General features: G+C 67.3%; 8 protein-coding genes and 5 pseudogenes. 4 read left to right on the top strand and 9 right to left on the bottom strand.

Annotation, left to right across the window (positions count from 1 at the left end):
• Positions 1 to 132 precede the first annotated feature (132 nt).
• Positions 133 to 426 carry a hypothetical protein gene (locus IF78_RS48790; RefSeq protein ID WP_158751710.1) on the top strand — a complete coding sequence of 98 codons (294 nt, stop codon included), beginning with the start codon at positions 133 to 135 and terminating at the stop codon, positions 424 to 426.
• Between the two features lie 1098 nt (positions 427 to 1524).
• On the opposite strand, the pseudogene IF78_RS44605 reads toward IF78_RS48790, so the two are convergent.
• The 5 genes and pseudogenes from IF78_RS44605 to IF78_RS0142460 all read right to left on the bottom strand — a co-directional run bounded on the left by IF78_RS44605 (position 1525) and on the right by IF78_RS0142460 (position 4476).
• A pseudogene (locus tag IF78_RS44605) lies at positions 1525 to 2123 on the bottom strand (dihydrofolate reductase family protein).
• Between the two features lie 83 nt (positions 2124 to 2206).
• Positions 2207 to 2362 (bottom strand): annotated as a pseudogene (locus IF78_RS50255) (DUF5701 family protein); the annotation flags it as partial.
• A gap of 14 nt (positions 2363 to 2376) precedes the next feature.
• On the bottom strand, positions 2377 to 2676 hold the full coding sequence (locus IF78_RS0142470) for a YciI family protein (protein ID WP_051828686.1): 300 nt from the start codon (positions 2674 to 2676) through the stop codon (positions 2377 to 2379).
• A gap of 85 nt (positions 2677 to 2761) precedes the next feature.
• The gene (locus tag IF78_RS0142465) at positions 2762 to 3424 is read right to left on the bottom strand and encodes a DUF5701 family protein (protein WP_031488082.1); all 663 of its coding nucleotides are present in this window, start codon (positions 3422 to 3424) and stop codon (positions 2762 to 2764) included.
• Complete coding sequence (locus tag IF78_RS0142460) at positions 3421 to 4476, bottom strand: GNAT family N-acetyltransferase (RefSeq protein WP_063762255.1); 1056 nt, start codon at positions 4474 to 4476, stop codon at positions 3421 to 3423. Before IF78_RS0142460 ends, IF78_RS0142465 begins: the two co-directional genes overlap by 4 nt.
• A gap of 62 nt (positions 4477 to 4538) precedes the next feature.
• On the opposite strand from IF78_RS0142460, the gene IF78_RS0142455 reads away from it, so the two are divergent.
• Positions 4539 to 5516, top strand: coding sequence for a LysR family transcriptional regulator (locus IF78_RS0142455; RefSeq protein WP_031488080.1), 978 nt, complete (start codon positions 4539 to 4541; stop codon positions 5514 to 5516).
• Here IF78_RS0142455 and IF78_RS50250 read toward each other — a convergent pair.
• The 3 genes and pseudogenes from IF78_RS50250 to IF78_RS0142445 all read right to left on the bottom strand — a co-directional run.
• Positions 5435 to 6322 (bottom strand): annotated as a pseudogene (locus IF78_RS50250) (nitroreductase/quinone reductase family protein); the annotation flags it as partial. The gene IF78_RS0142455 and the pseudogene IF78_RS50250 sit on opposite strands and share 82 nt — an antisense overlap.
• Positions 6323 to 6364: 42 nt before the next feature.
• Positions 6365 to 6997 (bottom strand): annotated as a pseudogene (locus tag IF78_RS50245) (CatB-related O-acetyltransferase); the annotation flags it as partial.
• 69 nt (positions 6998 to 7066) lie between these two features.
• A complete protein-coding gene (locus tag IF78_RS0142445) occupies positions 7067 to 7885 on the bottom strand; it encodes a LysR family substrate-binding domain-containing protein (RefSeq protein ID WP_051828684.1) in 819 nt (272 codons plus the stop codon).
• Positions 7886 to 8007: 122 nt separating this feature from the next.
• Between IF78_RS0142445 and IF78_RS0142440 the strand changes: the two genes are divergently transcribed.
• Positions 8008 to 9219, top strand: coding sequence for an IS256 family transposase (locus IF78_RS0142440; protein WP_107050130.1), 1212 nt, complete (start codon positions 8008 to 8010; stop codon positions 9217 to 9219).
• Positions 9220 to 11102: 1883 nt separating this feature from the next.
• Positions 11103 to 11723: a response regulator transcription factor gene (locus tag IF78_RS47255; RefSeq protein ID WP_031488077.1), complete on the top strand. Its 621-nt coding sequence runs from the start codon at positions 11103 to 11105 to the stop codon at positions 11721 to 11723.
• Between the two features lie 129 nt (positions 11724 to 11852).
• On the opposite strand, the pseudogene IF78_RS49305 reads toward IF78_RS47255, so the two are convergent.
• A pseudogene (locus IF78_RS49305) lies at positions 11853 to 11939 on the bottom strand (IS5/IS1182 family transposase); the annotation flags it as partial.

Here is an 11939-nt window from a genome sequence, read left to right as displayed (position 1 = left end):
CGACGAGGCGGTCGATGTCGAGCGTATCCGCACCGGCAGGCCGCTGTGGGTCACGGCCTACCCGCTGATGGACCGCCAAGCCGTTCCCGAGCGGCTGCGATACATGGTGGAGCTCGCGACGTCCTCGTCGTCGTGCACCTGCACCCCGACGCCCGTGTAGCTCCGAGCGCAGCAACCGGCCTTGTCAGAGTCGACATCCGGCCGAGCCTCCCGATCATCCCGCCCGGCCCGCTCGGGCCGCTGACCGGGATGATGGCCTTCTCACCTGAACGCGTCGGCGCCCTGCGGGCGCTCGGCTACCGCGACGCTGTGGCGCGCTTCGGGGAGATCAAGCGCGTGCTGGCAGGCCGTGGCGCCCTCGCCGAAGCCGAATCTGCGATGCTGTCCGCCCGGCGGCGGCTGCTGGGCGAACAGCGGTCGCTCTGACGGTTACGGGCGCAGGGAGAGGAGCCTTCGAACTGGAAGTGCCTCGACTGCTCGCCCAGGGCTGAGCAACATCAAACCCGCCTGCCAGCTCCATCTGTCCGATGTGCCAGTCAAAAGCACGTCTCCTCCAATGCTCAGCCTGCGTGATCAGGTACCGGCGGTGGCTGTCGCGTACGAGACCGGAGTGGTCAACGCCAGGGGGCACCGAAGTACCTCACAGCCGTGAGTCGGGGCGGCCAGTGACCAGCATGGGTACGTGAGGCTGGCGCAGACGTCGGGCTCGGCCCGATAAGGTGACGAAGAGACGTCTGGCCTGCGATAACGGCCCGTAGAGGATCTGCTCCGACATCAGGGGCGAAGCCTCTACGCGCTGGAAAGGAAATCCGCTGCGGGCATGTTCGAGAGTCCCGTCTGACTGGCGCGATCGCCGGATGATCGCGGACCGATTCCGCTGTGCGACGGAGTTGAGGACGCGTTGAGGACACAAGGATAGGAACAGAACGACAAAGACGAAGGACCGCTTGCATGACTCACCCAGCCTGACCTGCAGAAACGCCAAGAATCGGCGTTGATCGGCAAGGGTCGCCAAGATCCTCAAAGGACTCATAATCCGTCGGCCGTGGGTTCGAGTCCCACCCGCCCCACCGTGCAGGCCTCTGAGCTGCGGAAACGTCTCAAGTGAGCAGCGGATTCAGGACTTTGGGTCAACGGACTGAATCCGCTGCTCGCGACTTCAACGTCCCTGCTGTCGGCAGCGGTTCGAACGGTTCTGACCTGCACGGATGTACCACTCAGCGCCCGGAGAAGCCGCCGCATGCGGCGTATGTGAGTGCCCGGGCGCCGGATTCGGGACGTTCGCAGGACGCAGGGCAGCAGGGTGTCTCGGAGCAGCGTAAGAAGCCTCCCGGCATGCCGGGAGGCTTCCTCTCATGCCCGTCACTCATGCAGAGCTGGAGATCGTCGCTCAATTCTCCTCACCGCTCAGAGCCCGGTGCCGTGGGCGCTACACACAAGGTTCCGCTCGCCGCTCGACCGGTTCACGCCGGGCCGTAGAGGGAGGTCGCTGAGCGGCCCGGGTCCTCGTTTCGCCTGCTCACATCACCGGGGTCGGCGGTCAAAGGTGAGGAAGGTGGCTCCGCTGGGCAGGACGGTGTGGTCGGTGAGGTTCCAGGATTCCGGGGAGAAGGCGGCGCTGCGGCCGAACAGGGGGATGCCGGTACCGATGGTGAGCGGGCTGAGCTTGACGATCAGGCGGTCGATCTCGGAGTAGAGCGCGCCGGCGAGTTCGGCGCCGCCGACGAGCCAGATGTCCTTGCCGCTGCCGTCCTCCTTGAGTTTCCGCGCGGTGGCGACGGGATCGTCGGCGACGATCTCGACATCGGGGTCCGGGCTCTGGGTGAGGGTCCCGGAGAAGACCAGGTGCCGCAGGTGGGGATAGGCGTTGGCGACACCGGCCGCAAGGCCGACCTCGTAGCTCTTGCGTCCCTCCACGACGGTGTCGAAGCAGGTGCCCTCGGCGGTGACAACGAGCGCGGCCCGAGCCGGCCCGGGAAGGGTTTCGGGGTATTCGGCGATGAGGTGCCGGACGTAGTCGTCCGTGGGGTCCAGAAGCCTCCTGGCTCCGTGGGGTCGCCGCCGTCCGGTCCGGCGATGAAGCCGTCGAGGGTGGAGGCGATGTAGTACACGAGCTTGCGCAACGATGATTCCTTCGATTCCTTCGTAGATCGGTCGTGGTGCCCGGCGCTTGGCTGAACGCCTCGGTGAGGAGGCTGCCGGTCCTTCAGGAGCGGGGAGGCGTGGCCTGGCGGCCGGAGGCGGAGGCCACGCCGAGCCAGGTGTGCGGGTTGCCTTCCCAGCACCACCCCAGAGTGGGCGGCTTGTGGCTGATCCAGAGCGCCGGGACGCGGCGACCACCGGACCGCGAGCCAAGAAGGGAGGTGGGGTGACCTCTTACTCGGCCGTCCAGAGTGGGCGTATCTCGAGGCTCTCCGGGGTCGGCCACGTCTTGGCGATGTCCACGGCGGCATCCCGATCGGCGGCCTCGACGAGGACGTAGCCGCCCAGCGTCTCCTCGCTGTTCGAGAACGGGCCCTCGGTCGCCTTGGGGATGCCGTCATCCTCCCGGCGCACCGTGACGGGAGGGACGGACTCGGTCTCGAACGCCTCGCCGCCCACGAGGACACCGGCTTTGGCCTGCTCGCCCATCCAGGCCTCGACCTGCTTCCGGTACGCGAGGCGGTCCGCCTGGATTCGGTGTTCTCGATGATGACGATCGCGAACTTCGTCTGGGTTCTCCTTGTCACTGAGAGTAGGAACCGAAGGGGAATGCAGGCCGTCAGGCGGCCGCGTCGCTGGTGCGGCGGCCGTCGGCAGAGGCCATGCCGAGCCACGTGTGCGGGTTTCCCTCCCAGCACCAGCCCAGCTTGGGGGCCTTCTGGCTGATCCAGAGGGCCGGGACGCGGCGGTCACCGCTGCGGGAGCCGCCGAGCGAGAAGCACTTGTTCTTCACCAGCACCTGCGGGAAGTGCGTGACGAGGGCAATGCCCTCCTCGATGGTGAGCAGGGTGCGCCCCCGCTCCGCGATCGTGGCCATGGCGTCACGGGGTACGACGCCGCAGAACTCCTCCCCGCGTTCGACGTCGAACAGCAGATACACCCGCTGGTCGGGCAGTTCCGCCTCCGGCGTGGCGACGAAGCGTTCGAGGGCGCCGGGCTCGAAGGAGCGGTCGACGAATCCGGGAAGCTTCCCGCCGTGCAGGGTGGTTCGCGGCATCGTCTCCTCGATGGGGGCGAGCTCGCGGGTGACGACCAGAACGAACGGCACGCGGCCGCTCTCGGGGTCGTACTCCGTGCCCGTCGCCGTCAGGGCGGTGGCGCGCAGCGGCTCCAGCAGAGCGGCGAACCGCTCCGGGGCGAGGCCGGACAGCTTCGGGTACCCGAGCTCCGTGAGGGTGCGGACCTGCCGGTCGAACTCGGCTGCCGGGTCGAAGGGGGTCATGCGGGTTCCTCTCGTTCGGTGAGTGCGAGTTGGTACTCGTAGGTCGTGCGCAGGCGGCGGAAACCGAGCTGTTCGTTGACCGCGAGCATGTGGGTGTTGTCCGCGGCGTTGTCGGTCTCGACCTCGGTGACCTGGGGGTACTCGTCGTGCAGGCGGCGCAGCATCTGGGCCTTGAGCCACAGGCCGAGGCCGTGGCCGCGGTGGGCGGGCACCACGGCGGTGTCGTACTGCTGGGCGCGTGCCGCCGTGCCACCGGGGATCACGACCTCGGTGAAGCCCGCGATCTCGGCGGCCCCGTCGCCGGTGCCGCCGCCGGTCCCGTCCCCGTGGACGGCGGCGACGGTCAGCAGCGTGTCGCCGCGTCCGGTCACGACCGCGGCCATGGCGCGCAACCGCTCGGCGTCCCAGGCGACCGTGCCGTGGTCGAGGTCGCCGGTGGGCATGTCATTCATGGCGTTCTTGGCGGCGGCGCAGGCGTCCGCGAGTGCGTCCGGCGCCGTGCCGTTCCACTCGGCCGCGCGGTAGCCGGGGCGCTCGGCGGCGGTCAGTTCGTCGAGCCAGCCGCGGTGCACCTCGCTCAGGGGCAGCAGGAGGTGGTGCAGCGTCAGGGCGCGGCGGAAACCGTGCCGTACGCAGAAGAATTCGGCGGCGGTGCACGCGGGCACCTCCGCGATCAGGCTGCGGCGCCCTGCCGAGACCGCCGCGGCGACCACGGCGGACAGCAGCTCCGTGCCAGTGCCGCGGCGCCGCGCGTCGGGGCGTACGTACAACTCCACCTCGGCCAGGTGCTCCTGGCCCGCGCGGTCGAACAGACACAGGGTGGCCGCGCCCACCGCCCGGCTGTGACCCCGGCCGTCGTCCTCGTACGCGAACCAGGTCAGCAGCCTGGTGCCCAGCCGCGGGCCGGTGAGCCTCGCGTGCGCCTGTGCACCGGGCGGCGGGGGTACGTCGGGCAGGTCCTCGGCCATCGACGCGGTGACGACCTCGTGCCAGGCTTCGGCGTCGGCCTGGGAGACCGGCTCGACGGAGCGGATGCTCGCTGGCGTTCCCATGAGCTGGGTGATCTCCTCGGGTTAGGGTCCTTGCGGAGCGTTGGTCCGTGGGGGGAGGCGGCGTGGAGCTGCGGGACATCGAGATATTCCTGGCGTTAGCGGAAGAACTGCACTTCGGGCGGACCGCGGAGCGGCTGCACATTTCCCAGGCCAGGGTCAGTCAGGCCATCGCCAAACAGGAACGCCACATCGGTGCCGCGCTGTTCGAGCGGACCAGCCGCCGGGTCGCCCTGACCCCGCTGGGGGAGCGGCTGCGTGACGACCTGAAGGCCGGGTACGAGCGCATCCGCGACGGGGTGGACTCCGCGATGGAGTCCGCACGGGGGGTCAGGGGCTCCCTGCGGCTCGGGATCTTCGGTCCCCTCGCGCACGACCTGGCGCCGGTCACCAGGCTGTTCCGGGAGCGGTATCCGTCCTGCGGTCTCTCCTTCCAGGAGGTGGGCTTCAGTGATCCGTTCGGGCCGCTGCGCGCCGGCGAGGTCGATCTGCAGACCTGCTGGCTGCCGGTGCGGGAGCCCGATCTGACCGTGGGCCCGGTCGTCATCGAGGGGCCGTTGTCCCTGATGCTGTCCGTCTCCCATCCCCTGGCCGGTCGCGACCGCGTCTGCCTGGAGGACCTCGCCGACTGCGCCCTTCCGACGATCCCCGAACCGGCACCCCGCTACTGGGTGGGAGCCCTCGAACCCTTCCACACCCCGAGCGGGCGGCCGGTCCCCCGCGGCCCGGTGGTCACCACCTTCCAGGAGGTCGAGAGTTTCGTCCTCTCCGCGGGACTCGCTGCCGTGGTGCACGCCGACGGCCCCCGCTACTACCAGCGCCCCGGCATCGTGTACCTCCCGATCGAGGACGCCCCTCCCGGCCGCTGGGCGCTGATCTGGCGCACGGCGGCCGAGACGGAACTGGTCCGGGCGTACGTACGGGCCGCCGAAGACACCACGGAAGAGCTGCCCCGCGGCCCTCACCCGGCAGGAGGCGCGCCCCGCCGGGCCGGAGCGAACCCCAGGGCGTCCAGTGCCGTGCCCAAGGTGGCCTCCTCGTAGGCGAAGTGCCGATCCAACTGGCCTATGAGCCCGTCCAGTTCGTCCATCACCCCGGCCGGATCGCCGACCTCCAGCCTCTCCAGCCGGTCCGCGATGTCCGAGCGGTGGCGGGCCACGGTGCGATGCTCCTCGCGCAGCCGGGCGAGGACCGGGGCGAGACCGGGGAACGTCTTCTCCAGGGCGGGGAAGGCGTGTTCGTCCTCGCCGCCGTGGTGCACCTCCAGCGCGTGGCAGAAGCTGAGGCAATGGTCCCGCAGGTCCTTCAGTACGTCCGGGACGACGTCGCCCGAACGCGGCTGCTCCCCCTGCCCGGCGACGAACGCGGCGGCCCGCTCGCGCAGTTCGCCGACCTCCTGACGCAGCCAGGCGTGCACTTCGGCCAGCTCCCGGCCGAGCCCGCGCGCCCGGCGCCCGTCGTCGTAGTCCTCGGTCTCCAGTACGACGACGGGGAGGACCCGGTCGGTCTGCCGCTGGTACTCGGCGTACCCGGGGGCGATCTCGCAGGCGCGGGCGAAGAGCCGGTCACGCTCCTCGCCCTCCGTGATCCGGGCGCGGGCCTGGTAGGTGTCGGTTCCGACCTCGACGGTCAGGACGGGGTTGGCGCGCAGGTTGTGGTACCAGGCGGGGTTCTTGTCGCCACCGCCCGCGGAGGCGATGACGACTGCCAGGCCGTCGATCTCCAGATGGCCGACGGGACTGGTGCATGGCCGGCCGGTCTTCGCCCCGGCCGTGGTGAGCAGGGCGAGGGTGCCGCCCTCGAAGGGGCCGCCGACCTTGCCGCCGTTCGCCCGGAACTCGTCGACGACGGGGCGGTTCCACTCGGCGACGGCCGGCTTCAGCCGCTCGGCGGCGACGGCCTCGATCTCCGCCGGGGTGCCGGACATGATCGTGCGGACATGCTCGGTGACCAGCTCGACCGGCCAGTCCCACCAGGCGGCGCGCAGCAATCGCTCGACGTCCTCGTCGTCGTACCGCTGCTTGATGGGACGGGCCGGGTTGCCGCCGACCACGGTGTAAGGCGGCACATCGGAGGTGACGACGGCCCCGGTGGCGATGATCGCGCCGTCGCCGATCGTCACGCCCGGCATGACGGTGACGCCGTGGCCGAACCACACGTCGTTGCCGACGACGGTGTCCCCACGGCTCGGCATCGAGGTGACGATGTCGAGCGTCCGCTCGGCCCAGGTGTCGCCGAACATCGTGAACGGGAAGGTGGACACCCCGAGCGTGGGGTGTTCGGCGCCCGCCATGAGGAAACGGGTGCCGGTGGCGATGGCGCAGTACTTGCCGATGACGAGACGCTCGGGGCCGTACGCGTACAGCACGTTGCGCCGCTCGAACTGCTCGGCGCCGTCGGGATCGTCGTAGTACGTGAACTCGCCGATCTCGATGCGCGGGTCGGTGACGAGGGGCTTTAGGAGTACAACGCGCTCGTGCTCGGGTAGGGGGTGCAGCACGGTCGGGTCGGGGATCGTGGACATGGTCTTCACGATTCCGGGCCTGGACCAGCTGATCAACGACGAGTTCGGGAATGATCCATAATCCTTGGCTTATCGATCGCGCCCCGGCTGGTGGTGCGTCCCGCTGGCTCCGGCCCGTCGGCCACGGCTCGCCGCGCCAGGTGGCAGGTCCGAGGGGTGCTCGGTGAGGGCGTGCTCGGCGGCCGAGACGAAGGCCCGGATCAGAGGGGTTTCGGCTGTGGTACGCCACACCAGAGCCCACTCTCCCAACGGAGCGTCGCGGATGGGCAGATAGACGATGTCCGGCCAGGAGTAGTAGTGGGCGGCCTCGGCCTGGATCGGCGTCAACACCTCGCCAGACGCCACCACGGCCAGACACTCCTGCCACACGGCGATACGCGGACCACCGCGCCGGATGGGCCGTCCGGAAGGAGTTCTGGAGGGCAGCAGGGCCTCCAGCCGATAGGGAGGGATCGGCGCGTCGGGGTGCGGTCGGGTCACCAGACAGTCGCCCGGGTCCTCCATTTCCACCGATTCGCGCCTGGCGAACGGGTGGGACGCGCCGACCATCAGCACCAATGGTCTGGCGCGCAGTACCGGCCCGACGGCGAGGTCGGGTTCGCGTACCGGCAGCCACAGCAACCCCAGATCGACCTCTTCCCTGCGCAGGGGCCCGAAAGGGTCGCTGCCGTGCATCTCCTTGAAGGACAGGACACACGCCGGATGCCGGGCTCGGAACATCCCGGTGATGTCGGCGATGTCATGCGCCAGTGCGCCCATGGTTCCCGACACGAGGCTGCCGCGGGTGCCCTCGGCGGCCTCCGTCGCCGCGGCGACACCGGCGCGGATGCGGTCATAGCCGGCCTTGAGATCGTCGCCGAGCCGGGCACCGATCGCGGTCAGCGTCACTCGCTTGCTGGTGCGTTTGAACAGGGCGGCACCGATGCGCCGCTCCTGCCGCCCTGGTGAACGGGCAGTTCAACCGGAGGAGCACGCGATGGCCTTGTCCCAGTCTGAGCTGATGCGGCTGCTTGAGGTGTCTACGTCGGGCCGACGGAGTTGAAGCAATCAGGGTGGTGTGCGAGCGCATCCTGCAGGAGCTCATCGAGGCCGAGGCCACCGACGTGATCGGCGCCGCCCCGCGTGAGCACTCCGAGACGCGCACGACCTGGCGCAACGGCCACCGCGACCGGTTACTGACCACGCAGGCCGGCGACCTGGACCTGAAGATCCCCAAGGTGCGGACCGGCTCGTTCTTCCCGTCGCTGCTGGAACGCCGGCGGCGAATCGACCGGGCGTTGTTCGCCGTGGTGATGGAGGCATACGTGCACGGCGTGTCCACCCGCAGCGTTGATGACCTGGTCAAGGCACTCGGTGCGGACTCCGGGATCTCCAAGTCCGAGGTCTCGCGGATCTGCGGTGAGCTGGACGAGGAACTGACCGCGTTCAAGGAACGGCCGCTGGATCACACCGTCTTCCCCTACGTCTTCCTGGACGCCACCTACTGCAAGGCCCGCATGAATCACCGGATCGCCTCGCAAGCGGTGGTCATCGCGACTGGGATCTCCGCCACCGGACACCGCGAGATCCTCGGACTGATGGTCGGCGACAGCGAGTCGAAGCCGTTCTGGACCAGGTTCCTGCGCTCGTTGCGGGCCCGTGGCCTGGAGAACGTCCAGTTGGTCATCTCCGACAGCCACAGCGGTCTGGTGGCCGCGATCCGCACGGTCTTCCTCGGATCGGCCTGGCAGCGCTGCCGGGTTCACTTCGTCCGGGACGTGTTCTCGGTGATCGAAAAGGGCTCGGGAGAGATGGTCGCGGCCACCATCCGCACCATCTTCGCGCAGACCACCGCCGCGGCTGTCCGCACCCAGCTGGACGTGGTCGCCGACATGCTCGGACGACAGTTCCCGCAGGTCAAGAAGATGCTGCTAGACGCCGCGGTCGACATCACAGCCTTCGCGGACTTCCCGTCGGCCCACTGGAAGAAGATCTGGTCCACCAACCCGCTGGAGCGGCTGAACCGTGAGATCAAACGGCGGGCCGACGTCGTCCAGGTCTTCCCCAACCCCGCCGCCCTGGAGCGACTCGCCGCCGCCGTCCTGGCCGAACTCCACGACGAATGGCAGGTCTTCGACCGCCGCTATCTCTCCGAAGCCTCCATGGCCGAACTCTTCACTGCTCAGCCAACCCCGCCTGAACCGCAGATCACCCCGCAACCGGAATCGAAACAGCTGCCGTGACTACACCACCCAGCGGGACATGACCCGCAGACGGCGAGGGTCAGGCCCAAGAAATGTCGGCCGACGTCCAGAGTTTCCAGGCGGGTGTTCAGCACGGTCGCCACCTCGACGGGATCGAGGGCGGCGAGCAGAGCCTTGCCGAGGGCGGTCGAGTGAACCGGCACACCCCAAGCCGACCGAGACGCGAGGACGCCCGGACGAAGTGCTGCGATTCGCGGCTGGCGATTAGACGATCTCCGCGCAGTCCAGGCGTGCCAGGTGGGCGGTCTCGTCGAATTCTCTGCGCCACCTGGTCCGGGAGGCGTTGGCGATCTGTACGACCGGGCCCCGGTCGAGGAAGGCGGCCCAGACTAGGAGCGCCCCAGCACCACGCTGTGGGTCAGCACACGCGCGTCGGTCTGAATCCAGCCGCGGGCGACCAAGGTGCGCAGCAGGCCGTGCAGGCTGGACTCATCGCCCAAGCCCTCTGCCTCTCTCCCCGCACCGCCGAACACCATGTCGCCCGCGTCCTCAAAAACTCCACATCACCGATCGCAACGACATCCGCCAAGCACTCAGCGCTCAGAGACCGTGACCAGACAGGATGCGCCCCGGCGTTCTTCCTGTATCCGGCCTCCGTTTGGGGCAGTGCACCGCCGAGCTGAGCGGCTTGATCACGAGGCATCCGAGGATGCAGCAAATGATCAACGAGGGGCCGAGGAGACAGACCACACGTTTGGTCCCAGATGATCAGATCTACTCTGCAGCTCCTCATGACAGGGACAAACCGCCCAGGTCCTCGAACCTGCCCCAGTCGGCTGCCGCACGCTACCTAAACGGCCCCGACATGACCCCTATCCTTCGCCCCGACTACGGAGCCTTCCCCGGACGTCGATAGTGATCAACACCGACTGATCCCTGACGACCGGTACGAACGGTGACCGCACCGAGTTCATCCAGGCATGGGCTTCGTGGGCCCGTCTCGGTCTCCTGGAATCACAGGGAACCTCCGGAGTAATCCGATTTGTGTCCTGAGAATCTGACTACGAGGAGACCGGGATGGGGCCCACCATCACTGAGCCCGACGCCCTCGAGACGGCGGCATACCTTCGGTGCTATCCATTCGATGTCTGGAAAATGGAGGCACATCAGCGGGCGCTGCGCCAATATGCCAGGAGTCTCGGGCTGCGTGAACCTCGAATCTATCTGGATAATGGCCGGCGCTCTCGAGAGCCGCTGCCGTGTCTGAGACAGCTGATGGGACTGATAGCCGCGGAGGTCTATCAGGTGCTCCTGATTCCAGGCCCCTTCGTTTTCTCAGTGCACGATCGCGAGGCTTGTTCGACGATGCGAGAGATCAGGAATCTTGGTTGCAAGATATTGCAACTTCCATCCGCACGTCAGGCGATGACGTCTTGCCACATCATTGACCAATAAATGGACATCGAGACGGTCTAGTGTCACCTGACTATTACGACTGGCTCGGCCTGTTTTGATATCCGCCGGTGCTCGGCTCCCGACGCATAGCAAGCGAAAGGTGAAATCATTGACCCATCAAGGCACCTTCACCGGAGCATCTGAACAAATCCCTTCCAGCCCAATGTCCAGAATGGTTATCCAACTCACATGTAACCACCCATCCCCGGCAATAATACTGACCTGTCCTGAATGCGAAAGGAATATTAGGTTCACACCATCGACGTCCAAGGCTTTCGGGGTCTGCCGGCACATCGTGGCTTGCCTCACCACTTCAGCTGAATCAGCGGATATCAACCGTTCAGCACCCGACGAAAGGAGTAGCTGGGACGATTCAAAGTAAGGCCGGGACCACCACAGGAGCCCGGGATCCGAATTGTTTCAACACAGAAGATGACACCTGACCTCCAGAGTTTCAGGGAGAATAAATGGAGCGCATCCCCGTCTTCGTCCACGCCGACGACCCAATTTCCCAGGTTGGTGTGACTGGTACCCTCAGGGAACGGCCAGAAGTATTGGTGCTCGGGCCCCACGAGAAAGACCAGGCCAAAGTTGCTCTGGTGGTCAGCAATGCAGTTGACGACCAGACCCTGCAGGTTCTGCGGTCACTATCTCGAGCCAGCAAAACTCGCCTGGTGTTGATTGCCGCCCGGATTGAGGAGGCCGACTTGCTATCAGTGGTCGAGCATGGAGTGGTTGGACTGGTTAGGCGCATTGAGGCAACTGCCGAGCGGCTGATCGGGGTCATCCGCTCCGCCGCGGCAGGCGAGGCGGCTGTCCCGCCGGACCTTTTGGCTCGACTGCTCAGCCACATCGGACGGGCACAGAGCCAAGCACCCGGTCCACACGGCGCGGTCGAGAGACTGACCCTCCGCGAAATCGAGGTACTCAGACTCGTCGCCGACGGCTTGGACACCGCCGCTATCGCTGCCCATCTCTCCTATTCCCAGCGCACAGTGAAGCAAGTGCTACATGATGTGCAGAGCCGCTTCCACCTGCGCAATCGGTCTCACTCCGTTGCCTATGCCCTCCGCAACGGCCTCATCTGAGCGGACCGATTGGGAAGCGATTACTGATCATTCCTGGACCGCCGCGACCTCCGTCGCAGCCGACCCTGGACCACAACGCTGCCATCTTGCGAGATAGCACAGTGCCATCACTACGCCTAAGACCGTGTCCTACGTGGTGAGGCGGACGAGTCGCTTGTAGCAGCAGAGGGCGGCGGCAAGTCCGAGAAATGCCAGGTAGTTGCGGGGGTTGCGTTC

Origin of the sequence: Streptomyces bicolor (assembly GCF_000719285.1) — a bacterium.
GTDB classification, from domain to species: Bacteria; Actinomycetota; Actinomycetes; order Streptomycetales; family Streptomycetaceae; genus Streptomyces; species Streptomyces bicolor.
Note: the sequence above shows the minus strand (reverse complement) of the source record. Positions and strands in the feature narration are given on the sequence as shown.

Coding starts and splice junctions, on each gene's coding strand:
- IF78_RS0142465 (WP_031488082.1), bottom strand. CDS start 3,424: ATGACCCCCTTCGACCCGGCAGCCGAGTTCGACCGGCAGGTCCGCACC.
- IF78_RS0142460 (WP_063762255.1), bottom strand. CDS start 4,476: ATGGGAACGCCAGCGAGCATCCGCTCCGTCGAGCCGGTCTCCCAGGCC.
- IF78_RS47255 (WP_031488077.1), top strand. CDS start 11,103: ATGGAGCGCATCCCCGTCTTCGTCCACGCCGACGACCCAATTTCCCAG.